Genomic DNA, 26,053 nt, shown 5'->3' with positions numbered 1-26,053 from the left:
AAAGCATTCCAGGTGGCAGTTACATACGAGGAATTCGATGTTTGTGCAGATTTACTCATTACTCTGACAGGAGTTTGCCTATCATCGGCAGAATCTTTAATGATATTTTCTGTCCGTGCTTAAGGCCAGACAATAGACTACTGGTGGAGGAGAATTTCTATGAAGCTTGGGGAACTGGTCAAGAATCCTAAAGGGTCCCGCTTGGCGGGGATATATCGCATCTCGCGCTTTGAGGTTAAGACAGCAAAAAACGGCAAGACCTACGGAGATTGTTTCATTAGCGACCATAGCTTTGATGTTCCCGCTAAGTATTGGGATATATCAAGCGAGTCAGTCATGACTTTTCAACAAAACTTTGTACTGCGCGTGGAAGCCACTCTTGATCACTTTAAGGAGGCCCCGCAGCTAATTATCGATAGTGTTTCCGTACCCTCTCGCCAGGAGATTGACGAAGCTCTAAAACAATTGGGCATGATGGCATCACAGGATATTGAGCAGCTGTATGAGGAGTTAACTGCAATCATCACTGGTGTGGAATGTAAATCCTTAAAACAAATGCTTGAATACATCTTTGTTGTAGACAAATCGTTTGCGGAAAAATTTAAGCGTCACCCTGGTGCCGTAAAGAATCACCATGCCTGTATCGGGGGACTACTTCAGCATACTGTGGAGGTTGCTGAAACCGCACTGGACTATTGCGCTCGAAATAGCAGGATCAATAGGGATATATTATTGGCAGCAGCCTTGGTTCACGATATCGGTAAGGTGCGGGAGATTGAAGTCGATGCCTTGGGGATGCCGGTTGGCTTTACAAAAGAGGGGAAACTCTTGCGGCATATCTATTTGGGTATGGAAATGGTTGAGCAGGCGTGCCGGGAAATTGGTGTGGAGGAGGAGCTCTGCTTAGTCCTAAAACACTGTATCTACTCACATCATGGGCAGGCTGAATGGGGAAGCCCTGTGGAGCCGATGCTGCTTGAAGCTGAGATATTGCATTATCTGGATAACTTAAGTGCCAAAACTGAACAATTTATCCGGGAAGAAGACCGGGCATTACCGGGCGGTTTTAATCGGAGTTACACCTTAAGGCGTGAAATATATAGACCAAGCGAGGAGTGGACTTAAGAATTAGGCAGAAAAGTTTGTATTTATGCCTAAATGGCGGTAAAATATATAGTGCGCAATTAATAAGTATGGTGGTGTTATATTGACAACCCAAAATCTCTATCAGCAGGCTGTTCGTGACATATATGAAGCCATTGCCGGCGAAGCTGCCGTTCAAACCATCAAAGCTCAGTACAACGCCGTGATTGAAGGCAAGACGGCTACCCATGAAGCCGATGTGTACTGGGAATTTACCGATGGTGATATTACCTATAAAACAATCATTCAGGCCAAAGAACAGGTAGGCCTGGGTGAACTATTTACCTTCTTACGAATTGTCAGAGATATACCTGGGCAGGTCATGGGAGTCATTGTGACCCAGCCGGTATACAAGAAAGATATTAAGGATATGGCGGCAAACGCCGGAATTATTCTCTATGAACTCATTGCGCCGATTGCTGAGGACGTTTGGGAGCCTGTTGTCGGCAATGTCCAAATTAACGTGGACAAAGCCTGGGTTAAAGAGGCCAAAGAACAGGCAGGCCTGGGTGATGATCCTATCCAAATGAATGCAAATCCTAAATATACCTTTATCTATGATGAGAGCGGCAATTGCATGGATTCGGTGCAAGGCATCTTTGACCGCTATGGCAAAGGGCGGGACGAAGCCGGTGCCGGCGGGAAGACGATAGTGCATACCTTTGCTGAGCCTGTGTTTTTGCAAACCAATCATGAATTGGTGCCGTTTATCAAACTAGATAACATCACCTTTGATTTAGAACTTGTTAATGTTAACCAAATGCCTGGAGAAGATATGCTGGCTCATATCCTTGACAAGACATTAAGATATTTTGGTCATTGAACAAAAAAAGAAGTCCTGATGCGCTAGCGCTTGGGACTTCTTTTGCTTAATTAAATTTATGCTCGCCAAACGGGATATCAATAACCCGTGCAATTTTATCTGAAAATTGGATATTGAAAAGGAAATCTTTCTTATTTAAGTGCAAATAGTCGTTATCATCCAGACGCAGGTCAATCGATTTTATCGGCGAATGGTCAGACAGGTTAATGGAGAGGCTGCGATCTGACTTTAAAATCATATGATTATCAAGATTGATCAGCTCTTTCGTCGGTTTTGGTGTATTACGAATCGATTCAGACCAAATAATCGGTGCTATCTCCGCCGATACCGTCTGAGCCAGCAAAAGAATAAGAGCGAAACAGAGCAGGCTTGTTTTCATGCGCAACTCCTCCTTTCTATAATCATTAGTTTAGCAGATGCATGTATGAATGCAAAGAGACTTTCGTCCTAAAATCTGGAATTGAATTGCTGGGAGCCGGAAGCAGGATGATCGGCACCAGTAGTAGACTGGTTAAGCCAAACATTGTGTTGATTCAGGAGCAATCTTAGTGTATAATTAGATAGAACATGTGTTCTAAACTGCTCTTAGTGCGAGGTGACTCATGCAGCGCTGGATTATTCATGTTGATATGGATGCTTTTTATGCCGCTGTTGAGCAGCGGGACAACCCCGAACTGCGCGGCTGCCCGGTCATTATTGGCGGTACTGGGACGCGCGGCGTTGTATCCACAGCCTCCTATGAAGCCCGTAAGTTTGGTGTCCGGTCGGCTATGTCGTCCGTTGAGGCTAGGAGGCGCTGTCCTCAGGGTATTTTTTTGCCGCCTAACCATAAAAAGTATAGCAAAGTTTCACAAGAAATCTTAAATATATTTACTGACTTTTCACCGATGGTTGAGCCGTTATCGTTAGATGAAGCCTTCCTGGATGTTACTGGTATGGAGGGACTGTTTGCCAATCCGGTCGATATTGCCGTTAGGATTAAGGAGCGCATCAAAACTGAGCTTGACCTTACAGCCTCAGCCGGGGTAGCCCCCAATAAATTTTTAGCCAAGCTGGCCTCAGATATGAAAAAACCGGACGGATTGATGGTTATCCACCCGGAGCAGGTGGACCATGTACTAGCAGACATTCCAGTTACCCGGTTATGGGGCGTAGGGCAGTCTACCGCCCAGACGCTTGACAAATTGGGACTTAAAACCATCGGTCAGGTTGCCAAAGCTGACCCGGAAAAATTAGCTAAGCATTGTGGTCAGTTGGGTTATATCATTCATCAGCTCGCTAACGGCCAGGATGACCGTCCGGTAATCACTGACTGGCAACCTAAGTCAATTGGCAAAGAGAATACCTTTGCCGAAGATATACATGATCGGGAAGAACTTAAGGCCCAGTTGTGGACGCTTGTCGAGAAAGTAGGCTGGCGGCTTAGGCGCCAGGGGCTGAGTGGGCGAACAATCACTGTCAAGGTACGGTTCGGCTCGTTTCGAACCATTACCCGCAGCCGGACACTGGCGGTAGCTGCTAATCTTGATGAAACAATTTACCGCATCGCCGAGGAAACGCTTGCGAATGTTGCTCTAAATGAAGGCGTGCGGCTGCTTGGTGTAACAGTTAGCGGGTTTGTGACCTCCGGCGGACAAATGTCTCTGTTTGATCAGGGGGATGAAAAAAACCAGGCTGTTGCAAAAGCAGTCGATAACTTGAAGGAACGGTTTGGTGAAGGGGCTGTCACCCGGGGTGGAGCGCTGATTGCGCGCCAGCGGTAGCCGGGCTAAAGCCGGGGGCGGCGCGCCAGTTGATGGCGTAGCGTGTCGACAATCTGACCCGGGTTTAGGCCGGTAATATTGAGCGTTATAGTGGCAGGATGGTCAATTGTGGTATAATGATAATTGCCGATGCTAATATCAGCGTGGTCGGGATGGGTGGCAAGGCAGGCGTCTGTGTCAGGACGGTAACTGGCGTATAAATATGCGTCAGCAGCCTGACCGGGTTTGGCGTGGGTAGCGCTGTCCACAACCTGAAAACCATGAGCTGTAAGCTCGTTAACTAATTTTTGGTTATGATGGGCTAATACTACTGTTTTTGGCATGAGGAGCACCCTTTCTACACATGATAGCTTTAATATGGTTGGGTGCTTGGGTAAATATGTAGGAGGGATTCTTAAATGATTAACCGTAAACGGATGCTTGACGAATTTTATGAGTTGGTGCAAATTAAGTGTTCAACCCGGGCAGAGCGTCAGGTGGCTGATGTCATTAAACAAAAACTGGCTGACTTACATATGGAAGTGTCAGAAGACAATACCGGCAGCAAAATCGGTGGTAACTGCGGTAATGTATTGGGCTATCTGCCTGGAACAGTGGCAGATGCTCCCTGTCTGCTGCTCACCGCACACCTGGATTGCGTTGAACCGTGCGGCGATATTAAACCTGTGTTAAAAGACGGAATCATTACCTCGGCTGGCGACACCATTCTGGGCGCTGACGACAAATCTGGAGTAGTGGCTATTCTCGAAGCCCTTAGACTGGTCCAAGAGCAGAATATTCCCCATGGTAGTATCCAGGTGGTATTTACGGTTGCTGAGGAAGGCGGCCTTAACGGTTCAAAAAATATGGATCCGGCCCTGTTAAAGGCTGATCTCGGTTATGCGCTGGATTCCAGCGGTACACCTGGCGAAATTGTCAACATGGCCCCCGGTCAAAATAAAATTGATATTACTATATATGGTAAGAAGGCCCATGCCGGAGTTGCACCTGAAGAAGGAATAAACGCCATCGTGCTTGCTGGTAAAGCGTTAGCTGCAGTCAAAGACGGCCGCATTGATCCGGAGACTACAGCCAATATCGGTAGCATCAAAGGCGGTTCGGCAACCAATATTGTACCTGATACAGTTGAGATTAAAGCCGAAGCCCGCAGCCGCAGTGCCGCCAAATTGGCAGCCCAAACCGAGCATATGCGCCAAGTATTTGAAGAAACTGTTAAAGCGTCAGGTGGTCGCGCTGAGGTTAAAGTCGGCAAAGAATATGACGCCTATGTATTGTCAGAGACAGCGCCGGTTGTAATGCTGGCCCGCCAGGCGGCCGAAAGCATCGGCCTGAAACCGGTCATCAAGGCCACCGGTGGCGGTAGCGACGCCAACTACTTCAACAGCTACGGCGTTCCGACTGCCGTGCTTGGTACAGGCATGTCCAAGGTCCATACTACAGATGAGTTCATTAAAGAAGAAGACCTCTACAACATCGGTGAATTCGCATTAGCGATAATTAAAGCCGCTGGACAAAGCAAGAAGTAAGATTATCACAAAAAAATAAGAGCGAGATTGCTAACGGAAGTGAGCAATCTCGCTTTTGTTTTTACAATATATTTTTTTTCCTAAGCAGTCGGCAGAGACCGTACATGAACTTGGGATACAGCCCGGCAGAATCCAGCAGGCTGTCACGAATGGTACGTTCCGCCGGCGAGTCGGTCTTAGGATCGGACAGGTACATAGCTAGCAGCCCGTTAACCACTGTAAGGCCAAAGGCTGGTTCCGGCAGTGCAGCCGTCTGGCGGCTGGCCTCCCTGCTGAAATAGGTCAGCCGGTCCAGGGTTTCCCGGTTGCCGGCATAATAAGCAACAAAGTTAAGATCGCCGGTCAAACGGTCTTCGGCACCGTCAATAAAATAATCCAAAAGGATATGTAACCCGTTAATCCAAGGGAAGTACGCACTGGCGATATTGTCGGCTTGTTCTTGGGTAAGTTCCGGGTTATAGGCGGCTGCACACAACATAAACATGCCTAACGTTGACCCGGTAGCGGCAGCAAATTCCCATGGACTGATTTCCGGATACTTCTGCAGGTGGCTGTTTATCCAATTAAGCATTTTTTGTTCCCGCACTGCAAGGTCAAGATGCTTGTAGGTCTGAAGCTCACTATAGAGTGTAGCTTGCTGGAGGAGTTCATCTTTGACTAAATGATAGGCTGGCAGCTTACTAATCTCATCACGGCAGGTGTTAACCAGTTTCGCCAAGTAGCCGCCATCATCTTTAAAAGGGTAGTCAGCATAGTAATGCTTAAGCGGTGTGGATGGGTTAAGCGCATCAGTCATTGCCAGATGGAGCTGGCGGAAGGCTGCTTCATCTGCAAAACCAGCCCGGTCACATAAGTTGTCAAGATAGTCGCTAATGGTCTGCAGTGCTACTACCAGGCGCACGAAATCACGGGTGGGAACGCCTTTGTACAGACTGTAGACGCTGCCGCCCTGACAGTGGAATTTTTTTGTCCTGATACTTGCTAAGGCTTGGTCGGCTAATTCTCGCATGCCGTTTTCCTCAGCATACTGCTGCCAGACCGAAAGTTCTTGTTCAACCATTGGGAACACATTCCGCACAAACTTGGGTAGAAGCGTAAGGCCTGAGGCTGGGTAAAGAAAGGCTGCAGCCATAGCGTTTCCTCCTAGATAACCGCGTAGGTAATTCTATTCTATCGTGATATCTATATTTTGGCAAATCAGGCAGTTCGTATGTATCGGAAAACTGCTTGAATGCTGTAAGTGTAGAATTAGGGCAATAAATGTTGTGCTTTCAGAGTGGATAAAGGCAGGAATTTCAGAATGCATGTATAATTTAGAATATATGTATAATTCTGATCAATTAATTATTTTGTGGGAGGTATTGGAATGAGTAAAAAAACTGTAGCGCTCTTAATGGCTGTGGTGTTTGTGGCCAGCATTGTTTTGGCTGGCTGCGGCAGCGGTGACAAAAAGCCTGCCAGCACGGGCGCAGCTAACGTATTAGTATTTGCTCAGGGCTCTGATCCGCGTGGTCTTGACCCGGCGTATGTTGATGACGGCGAGTCAGCCAAGATTATGACTCAAATATTTGAGGGACTTGTTCGATACAAGCCAGGGAACACTGAGCTTCAGCCCCTGCTCGCTACCGAATGGACAACAAGTCAGGATGGTAAAGAAGTTACCTTTAAGCTGCGTCAGGGTGTCAAATTTCATGACGGTACACCATTTAACGCTCAAGCGGTTAAGTTTAGCATTGAGCGTCAGCTGCCTCCAAATGTCAAGGAGGATATGCCCTACGCATCCTTTACCTTTGACGGGGTGAAAAAGGTTGAGGTTATTGATGATTATACCGTTAAAATCGTTTTAGAAAAACCATCAGCGCCGTTCCTGGCTAACATGGCTATGGCTTTGGCTGCTCCCATTGTCAGCCCTGAGGCTGTGAAAAAGCATGGTGACAAATTTATTGAAAATCCAGTGGGCACAGGTCCATATAAGTTCGTTAAGTGGGATAAAGGTCAGCAAATTGAGCTGACTGCTTTTGACGGTTACTGGGGTACAAAACCCAAGATGCCAAAAGTTGTTTATAAATTTACTAAAGAAAACTCTGTCCGTGCTTCTGACCTGATGACTGGTGCTACAGATATTATGGATGGTGTTGATACTAACGATATCAAAACACTCGAAAGCAAGGGTATGACTGTAATCAAGAGCCCAGGCATGAATATCAACTACATGGGCTTCTTTACCTACAAAAAGCCGTTTGATAACCTGGACCTGCGTAAAGCAATCAGTATGGCGATTAACCGCCAGCAGCTTGTAGAATTCCTGTACCAGGGTCAGGCCAAACTGCCTAATTCGCCGTTGCCTGACTTTATCCCCGGTTATTCCAAAGATGTCAAACCTTATGAGTATAATGTTGAAGAAGCTAAGAAAATGCTGGCCAAAGCCGGTTACCCCAATGGCTTTGAATTTACCTGCATTACCTATTCTAACCCACGGCCATACAACCCGGTTAATGGCGAGAAACTAGCGGCTGCCGTTCAGGCCGATTTGGCGAAAATCGGCGTTAAAATGAACATCAAATCATATCCGTGGAAAGAGTATAAACAATTTTTGTTTAACGGTGAGGGCGACGCTTACTTCTACGGTTGGATTGGTGACAACGGCGACGCCGACAACTTCCTCATGCTTCTCGAAACAGCACAGATTAAAGGCAGTCTTAACGCTTCCAAATACTCCAACCCCAAAATGGACGCGTTGTTAGAACAAGGCCGTACTACACTGGATCCGGCTAAACGCGCTGCCATCTATGCTGAGGCGCAAAAGCTTGCAGTGGAAGACGCTCCCTGGGTGCTGATCAGCCACAGTCTGGATATGGCCGCCCACCGGCCTAATATTAAAGGCTTCGCTTTACATCCGGTCGGCATCCACTGGTTAGATATTGTGTCAAAAGAAGCTAAATAATTCGTAACAAAAGAAGGTGGTTTCCACGAAATCACCTTCTTTTCAATCCTGTTAGTGAGAGTTAAAAGGAGGCAAATTTGTGGTTAAATACATACTCCGCCGCCTGCTGCTGTTATTCCCGGTGCTTTTCGGTGTGTCGCTGGCAACCTTTGTGGTAATGCACATGTTTACTACCGATCCTGCCGCAATCATCCTCGGTCAGCATGCTACCACCGAGCGGGTTGAGGCACTGCGGGAAGAGCTAGGCCTTAATAAACCAATATATATCCAATTTGCTGATTACATCACCAAAGCCGCCCAAGGTGACTTAGGCAAATCGGTCATAACCAAGACCTCAATTACTGATGAGCTTGTTAAACGTTTCCCGGCCACAGTTGAATTGGCCTTAGCTGCTATCGTGATTGCTTCAATCTTTGGTGTTATCTTAGGGGTTGTATCGGCAGTCAAACAAAACTCTTTGTTTGACTACGGCTCAATGGTGGCTGCGCTTATGGGGGTAAGTATGCCAATATTTTGGCTTGGCCTTATGATGATCATAGTTTTTTCCGTGATACTCGGGTGGTTGCCGGCCTCAGGCAGAATCGGTATTGGCATGACGCCTGACAATATAACTGGTCTTTATCTTGTAGATTCGCTCTTAACCGGCGATATGGAAGTCTTTAATGATACGCTAAAGCACTTGATTATGCCTGCAGTGGCCTTGGGTTCATACTCTACAGCTATTATTGCCCGCATGACCCGTGCCACTATGCTGGAGACCATTCGTCAGGACTATGTCCGGACTGCCAGGGCCAAAGGACTTACCGAGCAGGTAGTTATCATTAAACACGCACTGAGAAATGCGCTGATTCCCATCGTTACCGTAATCGGCCTGCAACTGGGTGCGCTTTTAGGCGGGGCTGTGTTGACTGAAACGGTGTTTTCATGGCCGGGAATTGGCTCCTATGTGGTAGAAGGTATCTTAACATCAGATTATCCCAGGGTTCAGGGCGCAGTACTATTGATCGGAACGATTTTTGTCATGGTCAACCTTGTTGTTGACATCCTGTACTGCTATCTTGATCCCCGCATCCAACATTCCTAGCATAGGTGGTGATAAATATGGCAACAAACATCCAAGCTAACCTTCAACCAGCGCAGAACCCGGGTATGCCGCCTGGTAAATCCCGTAAAGCAGAGTTTTTAGAGCGGTTTAAGGCATCAAACTCAGCGATGATTGGAATAATCATGCTGGCTGTATTGATATTCAGTGCAGTCTTTGCGCCGGTACTTGCGCCATACGATCCGTATGAAAGCAATATGCCTAACTCATTAAAGCCTCCCACTACGGCTCATATTATGGGTACTGACGAACTGGGGCGCGACATTTTCTCTCGTATTCTTTATGGAGCCCGTATCTCACTGATTGTTGGCATTGAAGCCGTGACGCTGGCGCTAATTTGTGGTGTCATTCTGGGGGCTGTAGCCGGGTTTTACGGTGGTAAAGTCGATACAGCCATCATGGGCGTTATGGATATTATGCTGTCTTTCCCTAGTATTTTGCTGGCGATCGCCTTTATGACAGTATTGGGGCGGGGGGTAGAAAAGGCGGTTATCGCCATCGGTATTGTCTCAATCCCCCAGTATGCCCGGATTGTCCGGGGCAGCGTGCTGTCCGTCAAAGAGAACGTCTATATTATGGCGGCTCGGGCTATTGGTAACAGTGACCGCCGGTTGATTTTCGCTCATATTTTACCTAATGTGCTGGCGCCAATTATTGTTAGGGCCACCATTGGCGTTTCTGTCGCAATTTTAGAAGCGGCCGCCCTGGGGTTTCTCGGGCTGGGCGTGCAGCCGCCGACCGCCGAATGGGGTACCATGCTGGGATCAGGCCGGCAGACCATCTTTAACGCACCGCATATTGTAACCTTCCCCGGGGTAGCAATCACGTTGACAGTCATGGCCTTCAATCTTTTGGGCGATGGTCTGCGCGATGTGCTTGACCCCCGGTTGAAATAGGAGGTACGATATGCTGGAAATTAATAATCTAAAAACCCATTTTCATATTGGTAAACGTGTCGTAAAAGCGGTGGATGGTATAAGCATCTCTGTGAAATCAGGGGAAATGCTGGCGCTCGTTGGTGAGTCAGGCTGCGGCAAAAGCGTGACAGCCATGTCAATTATGCGGCTGGTGCCTGAACCTCCGGCCTGCTTGAGCGGTGAGATATTATTTCAGGGGCGCGATATTCTAAAGATGTCGTCTCCGGAAATACGCGATATTCGTGGCAAAGACATCTCAATGATTTTCCAGGAACCCATGACCTCCCTTAACCCGGCCTATACTGTGGGTGACCAGATTGCTGAGTCTGTTCGCGTGCATGGCACTGTAGACAAGAAGGCTGCCTGGCAGCGGGCTGTTGAGATGCTTGAGCTTGTCGGTATTCCGGCAGCCGGGCAGCGGGCGAAAGAATACCCTCATCAGATGAGCGGCGGTATGCGGCAACGGGTTATGATTGCCATGGCACTGGCCTGTAATCCTAAACTCTTGTTAGCTGACGAACCAACAACAGCGCTTGATGTAACCATCCAGGCGCAAATTCTCGATCTGATCAGAAATCTGGCCAAGGAGTTTAATACTGCACTTGTGCTCATTACCCACGACCTCGGGGTAGTAGCCGAGATGGCGCAAAATATGGCAGTTATGTATGCCGGGCGGATTGTTGAGCAGGGGACGGTAGAAGCTGTATTTAAATCGCCGCGCCATCCGTATACCGCCGGTCTAATGGATTCTATCCCGCGGCTTGACGGCGCGAAAAAACAACTACTGCACACCATAGAAGGGGTTGTGCCTGATTTGGCCTTCCTGCCGTCAGGGTGTACCTTTGCTGATCGCTGCGAGCATGTTCAGGGCAAGTGCCGCCTGACCCAGCCCGAACTGGTTTGTCAGGCTGACGGCCGGTTAGTGGCCTGCCACTACCCGTTGGGAGGTGCTCAACATGACTGATAATCATCTGTTAGAAGTACGCAATTTAAAAAAATATTTTCCGGTCAGAGGCGGTATTTTCGGAAAAATTACTGGGCAAATTCGAGCAGTAGATGATGTATCTTTTGCTATCAGAAGTGGCGAAACGCTTGGTTTAGTTGGCGAATCAGGCTGCGGCAAATCGACCACAGGCCTGTTGGTACTACGATTGATAGAACCGACGGCCGGCGAGGTAATGTTTGAGGGCCTGGATGTGGCAAAGCTAAACAAAACAGAACTCAAGAACTTCCGCCGTCAGGCACAGATCGTGTTCCAAGACCCCTATGCCTCGCTTAACCCCAGGATGGCGGTGGGTGATATCATTGGTGAGCCGTTGATGCTCCATCAGCTTGCGGCCGGACCGGACCGGACTAAACGGGTGGAAAAGCTGCTTAGTTTAGTTGGCTTAGGGCGACAGCATGCCGGACGCTATCCGCATGAGTTTTCGGGTGGGCAGCGTCAACGGATTGGTATTGCGCGAGCGCTGGCCGTTAACCCTAAGCTGGTGGTGTGCGATGAACCGGTTTCGGCGCTTGATGTTTCCATTCAATCGCAAATTTTGAATTTATTAGTTGAGCTGCAGCAAGAAATGGGGTTAACCTATCTATTTATTGCGCATGGACTTAATGTAATCAAGCACATTTCAGACCGTATTGGTGTTATGTATCTTGGTAAGATGGTCGAGTTGGCTGAAGGCGGTGAACTTATTGCCAACCCGTTGCATCCCTATACAAGGACACTGTTATCAGCGATTCCTCTCCCCCAGCCAGGCATTAAGCGAAACCGTATTATTCTCCAGGGGGATGTTCCCAGTCCGGCAAACCCGCCGCCGGGATGCAGATTCCATACTCGCTGTCCCGAGTGCCAGGCTATCTGCAGTCAGGAAGAACCGGTATTCAGGGAGATAAACGGCCGCTTTGTAGCCTGTCATTTAGTTAAGTAATAAAAAGGCGCACAGCCAGCAGGTTGTGCGCCTTTTCAGTCGGTAGTTATCGATATATTTTTGATTGACTGGGTTAGTAGAACGGAGTAAAATTTGTACATAACTGACTGATTAGTCACAGAGGAGATGACCTAATGCCGGAAAACGTAGCAGCAGAAAACGGTAAGAGTAAGAAATTAATAATCGGTATATTAATCACCTTCTTGTTAGCCGGTGCCGTGGGTGGTGGCTGGTGGTGGCGCGAGAATACAAGGTATGTTAGTACTGATGATGCCAGAGTTGGCGGGACGATTGTCAGTGTCAGCGCCAAAATGGGGGGACGGATCACCGAACTCCTGGTCAAAGAGGGTGACAAGGTAAAGGCCGGACAGGTAGTGGCCCGTATTGACCCGCGGGATGTCCTGGCGCAAAAGGCACAGGCCGAGGCTGCCATGGCAACGGCGAAAGCCCATTATGAGGAAGTGACTGCCGGTTCGCGGCCGCAGGAGATTGAGCAGGCCAGAGCGCAGTCACTGCAGGCCAAGTCCAATCTTGATAATGCAGTAAAAAACTATGAGCGTGTGCAAAAGCTATATCTAGAGGGGGCAATCAGCGCCTCACAGCGGGATAATGCCGAGACAGCTTATCAGGTGGCCAGTGAGGCCTACCATGCAGCCAATGAAAAGACTGATTTGGTCATTTCCGGCTCACGCGTGGAAGTGGTAAAAGCAGCTGCGGCGCAGGTACGGCAGGCCGAAGCGGCCTTAGAAGCGGCTTCTGTCATGCTTGACAACACGACTGTGGTATCGCCGGCAGACGGCACCGTGGCTGTAAAGTCGGCAAACGCCGGAGAGGTTGTCAGTGCCGGACAGGCTATCATTACAGTCGCTAATCTTGGCGATGTCTGGATGAGCGCTAGAATTGAGGAAACCAAGATTGGCAGGATCAAGGTTGGGCAGAATGTGGAATACACGATTGACGGGTATGGCAGCCAAAAATTCACCGGAACTGTGTATGAAATCGGCAGCGCAACTAATTCTGTGTTTGCGCTTGTTCCGACTGAAAACTCTTCCGGCAATTTTACCAAGGTAACACAGCGTATTCCTGTCAAAATAACATTGCCGCAAGACAGCGGGTTTGTATTCCGTCCAGGTATGTCGGCTTATATTAAGATTCAGGCTGAGTAGGGGAGGCAAGTCAATGAACTTCCCACGCATTCACATCAATGCTGCGGCCTATAAGTGGTGGGCACTTGGGGTTGTCATCATCGGTGGGTTTATGAGTATTCTTGATACTAGTATTGTTAATATCGCCATCCCCAAAATGATGGCCGTTTTCTCAGTGAGCACCGATAAGGCGCAATGGATACTGACGGCCTATATGCTAACGATGGGTGTTATTCAACCGGCTACCGGCTACTTTTGCGATGTTATCGGTACCAAGCGGATGTACTTGTGGAGTCTTGCTGTATTTACTATCGGTTCGCTATTATGCGGTATTGCCTGGAGCAATGACACCATGATTTTGTTCAGGGTGATCCAAGCCATCGGCGGTGGCCTGATTGTGCCTGTTACCATGTCAATTGTTTATCAGATTTTTCCTCCGGCTGAGCGGAACATGGCTATGGGCATCTGGGGCATTTCGGCAATGGTAGCGCCGGCGGTAGGGCCGACTTTAAGCGGCTATCTTGTTGAATACTGGGATTGGCGCTGGATCTTTACCATTAATATTCCGGTAGGTATTATCGGGTATATTCTGGCTGTCCTCATTCTCAAGGAGACGCCGCTAGCTACCGGCCGGAGATTTGATTACGGTGGGTTTGTGACTTCAGCGCTGGGGTTATTTTGTTTGCTATTGGCACTGAGCGAGGGGGTAGACGAGGGGTGGAGTTCAGGCTACATTCTTTCGCTGCTGTATGTGTCTTTTGCCTCTTTTGTGTTGTTTGTGTTGATTGAAATTAATCATTCAGAACCTATATTGGACTTGTCTTTGTTCAAAGACTGGAATTTCACTGTCAGTACCCTTGTTAGTTTTATCGGCACGATTGGTCTATACGGCGGGATATTTATGGTACCGCTGTTTATGGAAAACATGCGCGGCAATACCGCTATGCAAACAGGTATGCTGATTTTTCCGTCAGCCGCAGCCGCAGGCCTGATGATGCCTGTAGCGGCTAAACTGGCTGATAAATTTGGTGCTAAGCCTGTGGTCATTACCGGGTTAGCACTATTGGCTCTCGGTTCGCTGCCGCTCAAAGCGATTGATCTGGATACAGCTGATCACACGATTATGCTGCTGATGATGGTGCGTGGTGCTGGGCTGGGGCTATTTATCATGCCGGTTACTGTATTGGGAATGAATACTGTGCCACTGCCCAAGATCAGCCGGGCTTCCTCGCTCAACAATGCTGTCCGCCAGGTAAGCGGTTCAATGGGGATTGCCATCTTGACAACGGTGCTGCAGAACAGGCAGATCTTTCATCTCAATCAAATTGCCGAAAGCTTAACGACAAACTCCAAGGCAGCGGCCAATATGCTGGCCTATGGTGAACGGTTATATGCGCATGCCGGGGCCATTTCAGGGCCACTCGCCCATATAAAATCACTGGCGCTCCTGGCTTCTGTCTCGCAGCGGCAATCGTATATTTTTGCGTTTGATGACGCATTCTTGGTACTTGCCGCAATTTGCGGCCTTGGGATTATTCCGGCACTGCTTTTAAAACCGGCACTGCTTTTAAAACCGGCGAAACGCCAGCCAGGTGCCCCGGGCGTAGTCGTTGTTGATTAAGAAGAACAAACACCGGTGCTGGTATGGTTACCAGCACCGGTGTTGCTTTTTAGCTAATCGTTAACTCTAGCCCTAATTCCTTTTTAAACCACTTACGATGCTGATCTACTGCCTGCCTCTCAATTGTTACCGGGTCGGCTGTTAGCAGGCGCAGATGTGCTTGACCGGCTGAAAGTGAGGGAATAACGTCGTGCACCAGACCAAGCTGCGTTGATTCCAAACTCTCGGCCAAAGCGAGAATGAGCGCCAGCTTGCGTGCCGTCTGCCAGTCATACTGGTCAAGGAATTCACTGTAGATTTTGTTGCGAACATATTTGGCAGACGGGGCGTTGTGCCAGCCAACAACTACGGCTACCAGCATCTGTTCACGATGGGTCAGGCCAAATAGGCGGGCGTTTTCGACAAGGTAAGCGCTATGGCGAGCGTGGTCATAGTAATTGATGGTAATACCAATATCATGCAGCAATGCGGCTACCCTAAGCAGCTTTTTATCCCGGCTGCCTAGCCTCAAAATAGGCTGCCAACTGTCAAACATAGTTTCAGCCAGCTTGGCTACATGATAGGCATGAGCTTCGTTGCCTTTGTAGAATAACAGCATATTGTGGGTCGAGTGCATCAAAATGTCGGGGATAATCGTAGGTTGCTGCTGGTTAGATAAATAGTACTCAAGAAACATTCCTTCCCGGACGCCGCAGCCGCTAATTACAATATTAGTAGCCTGAGACAGATCAATCAGCGATTTAACAATGGTTGTTCCGGCGATAATAATATCAGCCCGTTCACTGCTCAGACCGGGATATTTACGGCGCTGGGTCAGGTTGGTCTTGGTAATTGTCCGCCATAATTCCTCAAAGGCCATCGGCCCAAACCGGTAGTTGTGAACCTTGGGAAAGGGATAGTTTTTGCGCTTCTGGTCCATCTTGGCGATATTGCGGGCTGTGCCGCCTACACCGACAATGGGGAGTCCCAGACGCTTAAGCCAAGGCAAGCGCTCCAGCCGGGTGACAATATGTTCACGCATGGCTGTTAACTGTAAGTCGCTCACCTTATCCTGACAACCAAATTTTTCTGTAAGATTAACAGCACCAAACGGCAGGCTAAACACTTCAACCGGTTGCCGGTCTTTAACCAGGGTTATTTCAGTGCTGCCGCCACCTAAGTCAAAAAGCAGCGCGCTGTCAACGTCAATGGTATTTATGATGCCTGTAAACCCCAAGTGGGCCTCAGCTTCCCCGCTGATGACCTGCAGCGGAATGCCGGTATGCTGCTGTACCAGATCAATAAACTCACTGCCGTTTTTGGCGCTACGAACGGCAGCTGTGGCTACAGCCAATATTTTATCTACTTTTACTAATTCGCACATATGGGCAAAGATTTTAAGCGTGCCAATAGCCCGCCACATCGAATCTCGGGTTAACATCCCTGTTTCAGCTATGCCTTCGCTCAGGCGTACCGCTTCTTTCTGATTATATACGAGATTGTAAGCGCCATTATGGTAGATGTGCATAACAATCAGGCGGGCTGAATTCGAGCCCAGGTCGATGATTGCTACCCGTTCTGTCAAAATAGTTCAGCTCCTAACACATTCGGACTAACAGCTATAACATAGTTATTCGCTATTATTGATAAAATCCTGCTATATTAGCCCATTAAAATACATGTTTCACAAAAAATGTTGCGTAAAGGTTAAATTTTGTTAATATACTGTTAATTTAGTATTAAGTCCCAAAGATGGTGACAGGATTTTTGGTTCTAACTGTCGAATTAATGCATATTATATAAATCATGGTTTAGGGGGGCAGGCAATTGGCCAGACATGCTCCAGATAGATTTGCCGCCATTCATGTCGGTTCAGAGCAGATCGGTGTTAAGATTGTCGAATATAATACACTAGATGATGTTAAAATCGTCGAACAGAGCTACCGCCAGGTAATGTTAAGTGAGGAAACGTTTAAAACCGGGCGTGTCAGCTTTGGCGCCGTTAGTGAGATATGCGAACTCTTGAAAGGGTACCGCCGCTTGCTCCATGAATATGGGGTGCGTGATTATCGCCTGGTGGCGACTACCGCCATTCGTGAAGCGCAGAACCAACCGTATATTATTGACCAAATTAAAGTAAAGAGTGGCTTTAATGTAGAAGTTGTGGATATGCCTCAGGAGATTTTTTACAAATATGTATCACTTGTCAAGACCGTAAATGAGCGTGGTTTGATGAATCAAGAGGACGGGATGCTGTTTGTCGACATTTCCTCTGGTGGCCTTGGGTTTACGCTGTACAAAGACGGGGGTCTTACCTATCAGCAAAACATTCATATCGGCGCGCTCCGTATTAAAGAAAGCTTTGACAAAAGCCAGCGCGATTCAGTACATTTTCATGAAGCATTATCTCAGTATATAAGTAGTACTATTGAACCGGTAGAGAAGGAAATGAGCCAGCACAATATTAAGCGGCTGGTACTATCCGGCCCTGAAACCAAGCTGCTCCTCAAAATGCTCGGAAAAGAGCAGGGCAGGGTTACCTTTGTCAGTCTGTCCGAGTTTAGCGATCTCTATAAGCAGGTGCGTTCGCTTAATCTGCCGCAGATTATAAAAAACTTCAATCTAACCGAGCATAAGGCAGAGATAGTGCTGCCTACTATCGTGCTCTACAAAAAAATCGTATCACTTACTAATCCCGAAGAAATCGTTATTCCGAGTGACCAGTTTATTGATGGTGTTATTATTAAACATATTGCTGAAAAAACCGGGCATGAACATAATAAGCTTATTGAAGACCAGCTCATTAACCTGTGTTGGGAAATCGGTAAAAAATACTATTATGATCCTGCCCATGCGGCCGCTGTTGAAAAGTGGTCATTGCTCCTGTTCGATAAATTGGCGCGGGTTCACGGTCTGGGAGAACGCCACAGAAGGCTCTTAAAAGTGGCAGCCATTCTCCATGATATCGGTAAGCATGTTAATTTAAGACGCCATTATTTCTATTCCTACCGTTTAATTATTTCTTCAGATATTATGGGTTTTTCTGAAGCCGAGAGACATATAATGGCCAATATAGCTTTTTATCATTCAAAAGGCACGCCATCTGATACTGATGCAAATTTTGCCTACTTAACGCCAGGTCAAAAAGTTACGGTCTCCAAACTTTCAGCCATCGTCCGGTTGGCCGATGCCATTGACCGCAGCCATCGACAAAAGGTCAGTCAGGCAGATGTCGTTCTGCGCGGCGAAGAAATGATCATTACCGTCACCAGCAGTGAAGATATGTCGCTGGAGGGGTGGACATTTGCGGACAAAGCTGACTTTTTTGAAGATGTTTTTGGCATAAAAGCGATATTAATCAGAAGGGCGGGGTGACGACAATGGCAAATGCCAAAAGCTGTGATATACATGACAATCCCGAATACTTCTTTAACCGAGAATTAAGTTGGATTAAGTTTAACCGGAGAGTGCTGGGCGAAGCTGATGCCAAACATAAGCCGCTGTTAGAACGACTCAAGTTTATTGCCATTACCAGTTCGAATTTGGATGAGTTTTTTATGATTCGCGTGGCTGGACTTAAGCATCAGCTTGAGAGCGGCGTTAATAAGACTGATGCGGCCGGCTTAACAGTAAGCCAGCAACTAGCCGGCATAGCCGAAGATACGCATGAATTGGTCAAGTTCAAGTACCGGTATTTGAAGAATATCCTGCAAGAGCTTGCAGCGGCTGACATCAGTTTTGCCGAGATTGCCAGTCTTGATGAACGGGTGCAAGAATGGCTTGAGAATTTTTTTCACAATAATATTTTTCCGGTTATTACCCCTATGGCGGTAGACGCTGGCCACCCCTTTCCTTTTTTGGCCAACCGCAGCCTTAACCTGGCAGTGTTTCTGGGCCGGGAACGGGGTGAAACCCACGCAGCCGTCATTCAGGTTCCCGGCGTACTGCCCCGTATCATCGAAGCGCCATCGGATGGCGATAAACGGCAGTTTGTTTTTTTAGAAGATATTATTAAACATTATTGTGTGCACTTGTTCCATGGCTACACCATTAAAGATGTAGTGCCGTTTCGCATAACCAGAAACGCTGACCTTTCCATTGACGAGGAAGATGCAGAAGATCTTTTGGCTGAAGTCGAGAAATCGCTCCGCCAGCGCAAACGCGGCCAGGCTGTGCGGCTAGAAATCGGGAAAACCAATAGCCGGCAAATACGAGAGCTATTAGTGCATACGCTCAGTATTGAAGAACAGGACATCTATGAAATCTCAGGGCCGCTTGACGTTACCTGCTTTTTCAAGTTCAGCGACCTCCCAGGGCTTGAACACCTTCGGTATAGCCTGCTGGGGCCCCAACCGGCACAGGATCTTATTGGAACTAGCAATTTGTTTGATGCCATTCGCGAGCGGGATATCCTGCTGCACCATCCCTATGAATCCTTTGAGCCTGTTGTCGAATTTGTCCGCCAGTCAGCATGGGATCCCAAGGTGTTGGCGATTAAGCAGACATTGTACCGTGTCAGCGGCAATTCGCCAATTGTAAAATCACTGGCACAGGCTGCAGAAAATGGTAAACAGGTTACCGTACTTGTCGAGTTAAAGGCACGTTTTGATGAAGAAAACAATATTCTATGGGCTAAGCGGTTGGAGGAAGCCGGGTGTCATGTTATCTATGGTCTGGTGGGTCTCAAGACACATGCCAAAATGATATTGGTGGTCAGGCAGGAACAGGACGGCATCAAACGCTACGTCCATATGGGGACAGGCAACTATAATGATGCCACTGCCAAAATGTATACCGATATGGGCCTGTTTACGGCCAATGACCAGTTTGGTGCTGATGCCTCCGCGTTTTTTAACGTATTGTCCGGTTATTCTGATCCGCCGGTATGGAATAAGATTGTTGTTGCGCCACTGGGGCTCCGGGAAAAAATCAAGGAGCTGATCGACAGGGAGATTGAGTTTGCTAAGGCAGGTAAAGGTGGACGGATTATTGCTAAGATGAACTCTCTTGTGGATAAAGAAATTGTTCTTAAGCTGTACGAAGCCTCCTGCCACGGTGTCAAGATTGACCTGATTATCCGGGGAATTTGTGTCCTGAGACCAGGTGTGGCAGGAATAAGCGACAATATAACGGTCCGCAGCGTTGTCGGGCGGTATCTGGAGCATCACCGCATTTTTTATTTCGACAACGGCGGTGATGAGCGAGTATTCTTATCAAGCGCCGACTGGATGCCGCGTAATCTCAATGAGCGGGTAGAACTATTTTTCCCTATCGAAGACCTGAGCCATATTGAAAGAATCAAAAATATCCTGGAGATTTCCCTGAATGATAACCAAAAAGCCTATGTTATGAAAAAAGACGGTACCTACCGACGGGTCGACAAGCGAGGAAAAGCCGTCAACAGCCAGATGGAATTTTATGCTGAAGCGCAATCGGCGGCAAAGGTTCAGAACATTACTATTGAGCAGCGCCTTAAGCCGCTATATAAACGGGCTGAGTAGCTAAATCAATAAAAGACCGGCAGGATTTTGTCTCCTGCCGGTATAATAATATACTAAGTGGAAATAATTTGTTTCTAGAGGAAAGAGGCGATATTCATGCAAGAAAATTTCAAAGTAGCTGTTCAGCACAATAATCAGTGTGGTTATATTGAGTACGATGAGGCAAGTAAAACTGTTAAGGTGGTATTTGACAATGCCGCAACTCGCCAAATCATTGAAACCTATTTAGCGTCTGAACATGTAATCCGGGTAGCTGGCGAAGGACTCCTGGATTTTAAAGATGTAACTGTTCGTCCGGCAGAAAGTGCAGAGCATCTTAAAACAGCCCTTACCCGTATCTGGGAAAAGACAGGCGTGCATGTTGATTGGAGCCGACCGGTAGCGTGACTTATGTCACGCTTATTCTTTTATTCAGGAAATTGTGCACTTATCCCCAAACTTATCCCCAAAATACCTAAAAATGTGGATAACCCCGTGGATGATTGTGGGGAAAATTTGTGGAGAAGGGGATAACTAGTGAAAGTATAAGGATTTTCCCTGTGGATAAGTGAGTTGACATGGATGTGGATAACGAGAAGACGTACTTATTGTAAGAGGCTTGACTTTAGCTGAAGAAATATGATAAAATGCTCTTTGTCGGTATGACATGACTCCGTAGCTCAGCTGGATAGAGCGTTTGACTACGAATCAAAAGGTCGCAGGTTCGAATCCTGCCGGGGTCGCCATAGATATTTCAAGGGTTTTACGATACTTTCGTAAAGCCTTTTTTGTTTCGGCCGCGTTGTTGTACGGTTGTTGTAAAACTGCTATGAAAATGCTGCATTTTCTAACTCTCTAATTAAGTGGTGTTTCATGATCGTTCGGTGCGGCCGGAAAAGTGGAATCAAGCCACAGGGCAATTTTCTCCTGGCCGCCGGATATGGACCCCAAGGAGGGACTGACACTGGCCGAGGTGCAAACGGTGATGGCTACGATCATTGCGAAAAATGTGTTTTCCAGCACCGCCGGCGACCTGGTGACTGTCAAAGAAGCGCAAATCCGCCAGTTGGCGATTACCGAGTTAACCTAATAACGGGAGGAGGCCCTGCCAATGGAAGAAATGGCCCGCCTGACGGCGACCTACGGTTTTCCCATGGTGGTGGCCTTCTATCTGTTGGTCAGCCTGGAAAAGCGCCTGACCGAACTGACCAGCGCAATCAACCAGATGTGCAGTTGCGTCGAAAGGATGAAGGTCACCAAGAAATGATGCTGAAAATCGTGTACGGCCCGCCGCCGGCCGATGCGGAACGGATTGAGGCGGTGGAGCAGGAAGAGGAAAGCTGCATCCGCGAGCAGGAAGCGCCGGCGGCCGCCCCGCCGGTGCAAACGCCGGGCGGCTGAACCTGGCCCCGAATATTGAACCTGGACAAGGCTGTACGTGGATTAACATACAGCCTTGTCCAGCGTAAGCGGCCGTTAGCTGCTGGCGCTGTCATAGCGCTTCAGGCCCGCGTGCCATAAGAAGAGCGCCAGCCCCAGGAAAAAGGCGGTAACGCCGGCGCACAACAGCCATTCCTGCAGGCCAAAGGGAGAAAACAGCGCCTGGGCGGGCATATTGGCCATCAGGCCATAGGGCAGGAGTACATACAACAGCAGTTTCCAGGCCCCGTGAATGGCGGGCGCCGGCAGCCGGAACGAAAACTCGACCAGGGCACTCTCCATTTGCTGAAAGGCATTCACCCTGGTCAGCCAGAAGGACGCCGTGCGCAGGCACACCATTAACGCATACATCAGCAGGTACATAAAGAGGAGCACGATGATAAACCGCAGCCCATTGCCGACGGACAGGACGCCGAGCCCAGCCCCGCCGCCGGCGGCAATCCCCAGGCCGGCGGCGAACAGCGCCAGCGAGCCCGGATTGACATGGCCGAAGCTGGTATACAGCAGTGCGTTGACCGGTTTGACCAGGGCCAAATCCAGCGCTCCGGTGCGGATTTTATCGGGCAGCGCGAGGACGCCGAAGAAGTAGGTGCCCATATACAGCCCGTCAAGGGCAATGAAGGCGCCGGTAAACACCGTCAGATGGTAAATGTTCCAGTCGCCGATGCCGCCGTTTTGCGCCAGTACGCCGAAAAAAAACAGTTGGATGGAAAACACGGTCAAATCGACCAGGAAGGCGCCCCAGAAGCTGACGCGGTACATCATGGCGGTACTGAGCTGCAGCCTGGCCAGGGTGGCGATGACTTTCAGGGTATGAACGGCCTGCCTGCTCATAAGCCCACCCCCTCAAAGCGCCTGGGTGCCCGTTTTTGCAGCGCCAGGCAAAGCGCCAGCGCCGCCAGCACCCAGCCGGCCAGCACGCCAGCGGCGGTAAGCGGCGGGATTTCCGCCTTGCCCAGGCATAGCAGCACCGGATAATAGGTGAGATAGGAGAAGGGCGACCACAGGGGCAGGCTGTCGCCAAAGACCATATGCAGGGGAATGACGGCACCGGCCAGAAAAGCCTTAACCACATTTTGCAGGACGTAAATAAACTCGACGTCAGTGAGGGCAAAGGTAGTCATCGCGATGAGGTGGCCGGTCAGCATGCTGAATAGCGACCCCAGCAGAATAACCGGCAGCGCCTGCAGGACATGGGCCGGCTGAATGACCGCGAACGCATCCGCAAACCCCAGGCGGGCAATGGACAGTACGGTAATTGACGCCAGCAGCGGCAACAGCGCCCTGGCCAGGCCGGCGGCCAGGAAATAGCCGAGCGGCGACAGCGGCTTGACCAGATACTTGGCATAGCCGCCGCCCCTGATTTCAGCGGCAAAATCCTGCAGCAGCCCGTCGCTCTGGGTCAGCGGGGCGAGCATGCCGGCCAGCAGATAATAGGTGGTCATCTGCTGCAAGGTAAAACCGTTCAACGTGTCCGCGCCGCCAAACACGGCGCTCCACAACAGGTAGGCCAGGACAACCGCGAACACACTGAAAATGGCTGTCAGCCAGGTGTCGCCCCGGTAGGCCAGGGAGTTTTTCCATTCACTGCTGATGATGAAACCATATTTTTTCATACGCTCTGATACACCCTTTCCACCAACAGTGTCGCATCCTCATCGGTAATTTTGATGTCCGCGATATCAGACAAAGCCAGCACCTGTTGCAGGCAATTTTCGACCTGCTGTTTGGGGGTGCGGATGACAGCGGCATACTCGCTTTGCTGCAGAATTTCCGCTTGGTCCAGCGCGGGGAGCTTTTTCGCGGTGGAGAAGGCAACCGTAATCGTGCTGGCCAGACTGTACCCGGCCAATAATTGCTGCAAATCGCCGTCATAGATTTTCCACCCGCTGCGCAGCACGATGCAACGCTTGGTCAGCTCCAGCAAATCCTCGGTGTAATGGGATGTTAGGAGCAAGGTGACGCCCCGCTCCCGGCCGGCGGTTTTGAGCATGTCCCTGATTTGTCGCTGGGCAACGGCATCCAGGCCGATGGTCGGCTCGTCCAGGAGCAGCAGCCGGGGCGAATGCAGCAGGGCGGCGATCAGCTCCAGCTTCATCCGCTCCCCCAGCGACAGCTTGCGCACGGGAATGGACAGGATATTTTCCACGGCAAACAAGCGGGTAAAATAGGCGAGCGCCTCCCGGTATTGTCTGTCGGGTATCGCATAGATGGCCTTGGTCAGCAGCAGGCTGTCGCTGGCCGGCAAATCCCACCATAGCTGTGACTTCTGCCCCATCACCAAAGCAAAGCTTTTCTTAAAAGCGGCTTCGCCTTTGGCAGGGCAAAACCCGTTTACCGTCACCTCGCCGCCGGTTGGCTGAATAATCCCGGTCAGCAGCTTGATGAGCGTCGTTTTGCCGGCGCCGTTCGGCCCCATCAGGCCGACAAACTCGCCTTCGCCGATGGTGAAGGAAAAGTCGGACAAAGCCTGCCTTACCTTGGTTTGCCGCGTAAACAGCGACTGGATGGAGCCTCTTAAGCCTGCGGCTTTTTCGAAATACCGATATTCTTTACTCAGCTTACTGGCTGTAATACTGTTCAATTCCGGTCATCTCCGTTTCTGTAACGATGTTGCCTTGCCGCCTATTGTCAGACGGGAGGCGAAAAAGCACAATTGACGCAAAAATGCCCGCAGAAGACGGACTGCCTCTCTTGGGCAAGAGCGACATGCTTCTGCGGGCATCATGAACCCTTGGCGATAAAATAAAAAAGCATAACAGAACAGACCTGTTACACCCGGCTTGCGGCACTAAGATAAACCGTGGATTTCCCGTGTTCACCCGGCCGTATTGATTGATTGACGGAAGCAGTCTGCAGGACAGCCCGAAAGCACCGGCGGCAATGCCGGCAACTTGCGGAACAGGCACACTTAAACAGACAGGAGACCCCTGCCGTTTCCAAGCAGCCTATTCAACTATTTAGTTGAATATCACCGTTACAGACCGAACAATCATTCATACAGCTCCTTCGTCGATAAGATGGTTTTAGCATAGCATGAAACCGCGGGTTTGTAAATGGATGAGACAGCCGCGCTAAGGGTCCAAAAATAATTGCCACCAGCGGCTGGCCCCGCACGCTGCGCGGGGCCCCGGCAGGACACTCCGGCCGGACCGGCCGCAAAACTACCGGCCGACCCAGCCGGGCGTCCCGCCGGCCGCCGGGAACGAAAACAAAGCACGCAGCCCGGAGAACGGCGGCGACCAAACCGCTCCACCGGGCCACCTGCCGCCACTCGCCTGGCCAAGCGGCAACCGCCGTTCGTGCCCTGCCGCGGCCGCGCCCGTCCCGCCCCGTGGACACCAAAGGCGCGTGTCCACTCTCCGTCCTCCCTTCCCCCCGAGCCCCCCATCCCTCCTAATTGGCGCTGCCGTCAAAGCTGTGGGCCGCAATTGAAATTCGGGGGGAAGGGAAGACTCCGGGCGCCCTTACAGGAAGGACTACCCCCCAAACCCCCCGCTAAGGAGCGGCCGAACAAATTGGGGGGTATGCGGCCACGGCAGGGCCCTTCACTAGCTGGGAGGCACTAAGACGGCGGCGGCAGCAGACGGCCCGGTTCCGCTTTAGGGGACCCACCCCCTGCCCCCCTCCCGACGAACAAACGGGAGGGGGAAGCCGGCACCACATGACTGAGATCCTAATAAGACGGCTTACCATGAGCAGCCACGAAACCCCTGTGGCCGCGCATCGTAAGCCTGTTTTGTTTGCAGTCTGCTGTCTGACAGGGAGAGCGCACGGCCACGGCGGCCAAACCCGCGCCGCCGCGCCCCGTGCGAACGGGCCTGCCGGCAGCATGGGAGCTGCGGACTGTGCGGCAGGGAAAATAAAAAGACCGCCTCATTTGAAGGCGGTACGGTATCAGAGCAAGGCTGGGAACAGATATTTATTTTTTGATCTGGAAGAATATGCTATAATAATCGTACAGGCTGCTCGGGGGACGGTTAGCCCACACCCTTTTTTGGAAAGGGGGTGGTGCCTATGACTACATATGAGGCTTTGACATTTACAGTAGCATTTGCCACGCTCATAGTCTTAGTCATAAAAAAATAACCGCCCCTGCTCAAGTGAAGTGCCCCCTGTCAAGTAGACAGAAGAAAAAAGAAAAAATTAAGCAGTCTTGGTTCGAAACTCCATCGGACTAAGGCTGTTTAATTTTTTCTGTAGACGTTCGTAGTTATAGAAATAGATATATTGCTCAATCGCGTT

At 49.5% G+C, this 26,053-nt stretch carries 28 protein-coding genes and 1 tRNA gene; 19 read left to right on the top strand and 10 right to left on the bottom strand.

The window, feature by feature from the left end; genetic code table 11:
* The first annotated feature begins 159 nt into the window (after window positions 1-159).
* Both VN447_RS10570 and VN447_RS10565 read left to right on the top strand, forming a co-directional pair.
* Entirely contained in the window at window positions 160-1,125 is a 966-nt protein-coding gene (locus VN447_RS10570; protein ID WP_325525317.1) for a 3'-5' exoribonuclease YhaM family protein, read from the top strand.
* Window positions 1,126-1,207: 82 nt separating this feature from the next.
* Window positions 1,208-1,966 (top strand): hypothetical protein, encoded by a 759-nt coding sequence (locus VN447_RS10565; RefSeq protein ID WP_325525316.1) that lies wholly within the window; start codon window positions 1,208-1,210, stop codon window positions 1,964-1,966.
* Between the two features lie 46 nt (window positions 1,967-2,012).
* Here the strand turns inward: VN447_RS10565 and VN447_RS10560 are convergent, their stop codons facing one another.
* The gene (locus tag VN447_RS10560) at window positions 2,013-2,345 is read right to left on the bottom strand and encodes a hypothetical protein (RefSeq protein WP_325525315.1); all 333 of its coding nucleotides are present in this window, start codon (window positions 2,343-2,345) and stop codon (window positions 2,013-2,015) included.
* Between the two features lie 223 nt (window positions 2,346-2,568).
* Here VN447_RS10560 and dinB point away from each other — a divergent pair, with 223 nt between their 5' ends.
* A complete protein-coding gene (gene dinB, locus VN447_RS10555) occupies window positions 2,569-3,729 on the top strand; it encodes a DNA polymerase IV (protein ID WP_325525314.1) in 1,161 nt (386 codons plus the stop codon).
* 5 nt (window positions 3,730-3,734) lie between these two features.
* Here dinB and VN447_RS10550 read toward each other — a convergent pair whose 3' ends face one another.
* Window positions 3,735-4,052, bottom strand: a complete 318-nt coding sequence (locus tag VN447_RS10550; RefSeq protein ID WP_325525313.1) for a hypothetical protein — start codon at window positions 4,050-4,052, stop codon at window positions 3,735-3,737.
* Window positions 4,053-4,127: 75 nt separating this feature from the next.
* Between VN447_RS10550 and VN447_RS10545 the strand changes: the two genes are divergently transcribed.
* Window positions 4,128-5,255 (top strand): M20/M25/M40 family metallo-hydrolase, encoded by a 1,128-nt coding sequence (locus VN447_RS10545; protein WP_325525312.1) that lies wholly within the window; start codon window positions 4,128-4,130, stop codon window positions 5,253-5,255.
* Window positions 5,256-5,316: 61 nt separating this feature from the next.
* Here the strand turns inward: VN447_RS10545 and VN447_RS10540 are convergent, their stop codons facing one another.
* Entirely contained in the window at window positions 5,317-6,387 is a 1,071-nt protein-coding gene (locus tag VN447_RS10540; protein WP_325525311.1) for a tetraprenyl-beta-curcumene synthase family protein, read from the bottom strand.
* 234 nt (window positions 6,388-6,621) lie between these two features.
* Here VN447_RS10540 and VN447_RS10535 point away from each other — a divergent pair, with 234 nt between their 5' ends.
* From VN447_RS10535 to VN447_RS10505, 7 genes are all read left to right on the top strand, one after another.
* Window positions 6,622-8,199, top strand: a complete 1,578-nt coding sequence (locus VN447_RS10535) for an ABC transporter substrate-binding protein (protein WP_325525310.1) — start codon at window positions 6,622-6,624, stop codon at window positions 8,197-8,199.
* A 79-nt stretch (window positions 8,200-8,278) separates the two neighbouring features.
* Window positions 8,279-9,283: an ABC transporter permease gene (locus VN447_RS10530; protein ID WP_325525309.1), complete on the top strand. Its 1,005-nt coding sequence runs from the start codon at window positions 8,279-8,281 to the stop codon at window positions 9,281-9,283.
* 17 nt (window positions 9,284-9,300) lie between these two features.
* On the top strand, window positions 9,301-10,197 hold the full coding sequence (locus VN447_RS10525) for an ABC transporter permease (RefSeq protein ID WP_325525308.1): 897 nt from the start codon (window positions 9,301-9,303) through the stop codon (window positions 10,195-10,197).
* 10 nt (window positions 10,198-10,207) lie between these two features.
* Complete coding sequence (locus VN447_RS10520; protein WP_325525307.1) at window positions 10,208-11,182, top strand: ABC transporter ATP-binding protein; 975 nt, start codon at window positions 10,208-10,210, stop codon at window positions 11,180-11,182.
* Window positions 11,175-12,143, top strand: a complete 969-nt coding sequence (locus VN447_RS10515; RefSeq protein ID WP_325525306.1) for a dipeptide ABC transporter ATP-binding protein — start codon at window positions 11,175-11,177, stop codon at window positions 12,141-12,143. The genes VN447_RS10520 and VN447_RS10515 overlap by 8 nt, the downstream gene beginning before the upstream one ends.
* A 134-nt stretch (window positions 12,144-12,277) precedes the next feature.
* The gene (locus tag VN447_RS10510) at window positions 12,278-13,309 is read left to right on the top strand and encodes an HlyD family secretion protein (protein ID WP_325525305.1); all 1,032 of its coding nucleotides are present in this window, start codon (window positions 12,278-12,280) and stop codon (window positions 13,307-13,309) included.
* 13 nt (window positions 13,310-13,322) lie between these two features.
* Complete coding sequence (locus VN447_RS10505; protein WP_325525304.1) at window positions 13,323-14,909, top strand: DHA2 family efflux MFS transporter permease subunit; 1,587 nt, start codon at window positions 13,323-13,325, stop codon at window positions 14,907-14,909.
* A 49-nt stretch (window positions 14,910-14,958) separates the two neighbouring features.
* On the opposite strand, the gene VN447_RS10500 is transcribed toward VN447_RS10505, so the two are convergent.
* Window positions 14,959-16,473 carry a Ppx/GppA phosphatase family protein gene (locus VN447_RS10500; protein ID WP_325525303.1) on the bottom strand — a complete coding sequence of 505 codons (1,515 nt, stop codon included), beginning with the start codon at window positions 16,471-16,473 and terminating at the stop codon, window positions 14,959-14,961.
* A 242-nt stretch (window positions 16,474-16,715) separates the two neighbouring features.
* Between VN447_RS10500 and VN447_RS10495 the strand changes: the two genes are divergently transcribed.
* From VN447_RS10495 to VN447_RS10465, 7 genes are all read left to right on the top strand, one after another.
* On the top strand, window positions 16,716-18,263 hold the full coding sequence (locus tag VN447_RS10495; protein WP_325525302.1) for an HD domain-containing protein: 1,548 nt from the start codon (window positions 16,716-16,718) through the stop codon (window positions 18,261-18,263).
* A gap of 5 nt (window positions 18,264-18,268) precedes the next feature.
* A complete protein-coding gene (locus VN447_RS10490; protein WP_325525301.1) occupies window positions 18,269-20,389 on the top strand; it encodes an RNA degradosome polyphosphate kinase in 2,121 nt (706 codons plus the stop codon).
* Between the two features lie 96 nt (window positions 20,390-20,485).
* Window positions 20,486-20,776 (top strand): hypothetical protein, encoded by a 291-nt coding sequence (locus tag VN447_RS10485; RefSeq protein WP_325525300.1) that lies wholly within the window; start codon window positions 20,486-20,488, stop codon window positions 20,774-20,776.
* 261 nt (window positions 20,777-21,037) lie between these two features.
* A tRNA-Arg gene (locus tag VN447_RS10480) sits at window positions 21,038-21,114 on the top strand.
* 152 nt (window positions 21,115-21,266) lie between these two features.
* Complete coding sequence (locus tag VN447_RS10475) at window positions 21,267-21,458, top strand: DUF2922 domain-containing protein (protein ID WP_325525299.1); 192 nt, start codon at window positions 21,267-21,269, stop codon at window positions 21,456-21,458.
* A gap of 21 nt (window positions 21,459-21,479) precedes the next feature.
* Window positions 21,480-21,635, top strand: coding sequence for a YvrJ family protein (locus tag VN447_RS10470; protein WP_325525298.1), 156 nt, complete (start codon window positions 21,480-21,482; stop codon window positions 21,633-21,635).
* Window positions 21,632-21,769, top strand: coding sequence for a hypothetical protein (locus VN447_RS10465; protein WP_325525297.1), 138 nt, complete (start codon window positions 21,632-21,634; stop codon window positions 21,767-21,769). Before VN447_RS10470 ends, VN447_RS10465 begins: the two co-directional genes overlap by 4 nt.
* Before the next feature lie 75 nt (window positions 21,770-21,844).
* On the opposite strand, the gene VN447_RS10460 is transcribed toward VN447_RS10465, so the two are convergent.
* From VN447_RS10460 to VN447_RS10440, 5 genes are read right to left on the bottom strand one after another with little or no spacing between them, the layout of a single operon-like run.
* Complete coding sequence (locus VN447_RS10460; protein ID WP_325525296.1) at window positions 21,845-22,642, bottom strand: ABC-2 family transporter protein; 798 nt, start codon at window positions 22,640-22,642, stop codon at window positions 21,845-21,847.
* Window positions 22,639-23,424 (bottom strand): ABC transporter permease, encoded by a 786-nt coding sequence (locus VN447_RS10455; RefSeq protein ID WP_325525295.1) that lies wholly within the window; start codon window positions 23,422-23,424, stop codon window positions 22,639-22,641. Before VN447_RS10455 ends, VN447_RS10460 begins: the two co-directional genes overlap by 4 nt.
* Window positions 23,421-24,392 carry an ABC transporter ATP-binding protein gene (locus VN447_RS10450; RefSeq protein WP_325525294.1) on the bottom strand — a complete coding sequence of 324 codons (972 nt, stop codon included), beginning with the start codon at window positions 24,390-24,392 and terminating at the stop codon, window positions 23,421-23,423. The genes VN447_RS10455 and VN447_RS10450 overlap by 4 nt, the downstream gene beginning before the upstream one ends.
* Window positions 24,370-24,717 carry a hypothetical protein gene (locus VN447_RS10445; protein WP_325525293.1) on the bottom strand — a complete coding sequence of 116 codons (348 nt, stop codon included), beginning with the start codon at window positions 24,715-24,717 and terminating at the stop codon, window positions 24,370-24,372. The genes VN447_RS10450 and VN447_RS10445 overlap by 23 nt, the downstream gene beginning before the upstream one ends.
* Window positions 24,718-24,760: 43 nt before the next feature.
* Entirely contained in the window at window positions 24,761-25,150 is a 390-nt protein-coding gene (locus VN447_RS10440) for a hypothetical protein (RefSeq protein ID WP_325525292.1), read from the bottom strand.
* A 322-nt stretch (window positions 25,151-25,472) separates the two neighbouring features.
* On the opposite strand from VN447_RS10440, the gene VN447_RS10435 reads away from it, so the two are divergent.
* Window positions 25,473-25,829 (top strand): hypothetical protein, encoded by a 357-nt coding sequence (locus VN447_RS10435; RefSeq protein ID WP_325525291.1) that lies wholly within the window; start codon window positions 25,473-25,475, stop codon window positions 25,827-25,829.
* A 125-nt stretch (window positions 25,830-25,954) separates the two neighbouring features.
* On the opposite strand, the gene VN447_RS10430 is transcribed toward VN447_RS10435, so the two are convergent.
* A complete protein-coding gene (locus tag VN447_RS10430; RefSeq protein WP_414714900.1) occupies window positions 25,955-26,047 on the bottom strand; it encodes an IS3 family transposase in 93 nt (30 codons plus the stop codon).
* Between the last annotated feature and the right edge of the window lie 6 nt (window positions 26,048-26,053).

The organism is Sporomusa sp. (assembly GCF_035561155.1).
GTDB lineage: Bacteria > Bacillota > Negativicutes > Sporomusales > Sporomusaceae > Sporomusa.
Note: the sequence above shows the minus strand (reverse complement) of the source record. Positions and strands in the feature narration are given on the sequence as shown.

Bases quoted from the DNA above. Each gene is read 5' to 3' on its own strand.
- VN447_RS10550 (WP_325525313.1), bottom strand. From the start codon at position 4,052: ATGCCAAAAACAGTAGTATTAGCCCATCATAACCAAAAATTAGTTAAC.
- VN447_RS10520 (WP_325525307.1), top strand. From the start codon at position 10,208: ATGCTGGAAATTAATAATCTAAAAACCCATTTTCATATTGGTAAACGT.
- VN447_RS10560 (WP_325525315.1), bottom strand. From the start codon at position 2,345: ATGAAAACAAGCCTGCTCTGTTTCGCTCTTATTCTTTTGCTGGCTCAG.
- VN447_RS10470 (WP_325525298.1), top strand. From the start codon at position 21,480: ATGGAAGAAATGGCCCGCCTGACGGCGACCTACGGTTTTCCCATGGTG.
- VN447_RS10540 (WP_325525311.1), bottom strand. From the start codon at position 6,387: ATGGCTGCAGCCTTTCTTTACCCAGCCTCAGGCCTTACGCTTCTACCC.
- VN447_RS10460 (WP_325525296.1), bottom strand. From the start codon at position 22,642: ATGAGCAGGCAGGCCGTTCATACCCTGAAAGTCATCGCCACCCTGGCC.
- VN447_RS10465 (WP_325525297.1), top strand. From the start codon at position 21,632: ATGATGCTGAAAATCGTGTACGGCCCGCCGCCGGCCGATGCGGAACGG.
- VN447_RS10510 (WP_325525305.1), top strand. From the start codon at position 12,278: ATGCCGGAAAACGTAGCAGCAGAAAACGGTAAGAGTAAGAAATTAATA.
- VN447_RS10490 (WP_325525301.1), top strand. From the start codon at position 18,269: ATGGCAAATGCCAAAAGCTGTGATATACATGACAATCCCGAATACTTC.
- VN447_RS10515 (WP_325525306.1), top strand. From the start codon at position 11,175: ATGACTGATAATCATCTGTTAGAAGTACGCAATTTAAAAAAATATTTT.
- VN447_RS10505 (WP_325525304.1), top strand. From the start codon at position 13,323: ATGAACTTCCCACGCATTCACATCAATGCTGCGGCCTATAAGTGGTGG.
- VN447_RS10535 (WP_325525310.1), top strand. From the start codon at position 6,622: ATGAGTAAAAAAACTGTAGCGCTCTTAATGGCTGTGGTGTTTGTGGCC.
- VN447_RS10545 (WP_325525312.1), top strand. From the start codon at position 4,128: ATGATTAACCGTAAACGGATGCTTGACGAATTTTATGAGTTGGTGCAA.
- VN447_RS10570 (WP_325525317.1), top strand. From the start codon at position 160: ATGAAGCTTGGGGAACTGGTCAAGAATCCTAAAGGGTCCCGCTTGGCG.
- VN447_RS10435 (WP_325525291.1), top strand. From the start codon at position 25,473: ATGACTGAGATCCTAATAAGACGGCTTACCATGAGCAGCCACGAAACC.
- VN447_RS10455 (WP_325525295.1), bottom strand. From the start codon at position 23,424: ATGAAAAAATATGGTTTCATCATCAGCAGTGAATGGAAAAACTCCCTG.
- VN447_RS10485 (WP_325525300.1), top strand. From the start codon at position 20,486: ATGCAAGAAAATTTCAAAGTAGCTGTTCAGCACAATAATCAGTGTGGT.
- VN447_RS10525 (WP_325525308.1), top strand. From the start codon at position 9,301: ATGGCAACAAACATCCAAGCTAACCTTCAACCAGCGCAGAACCCGGGT.
- dinB (WP_325525314.1), top strand. From the start codon at position 2,569: ATGCAGCGCTGGATTATTCATGTTGATATGGATGCTTTTTATGCCGCT.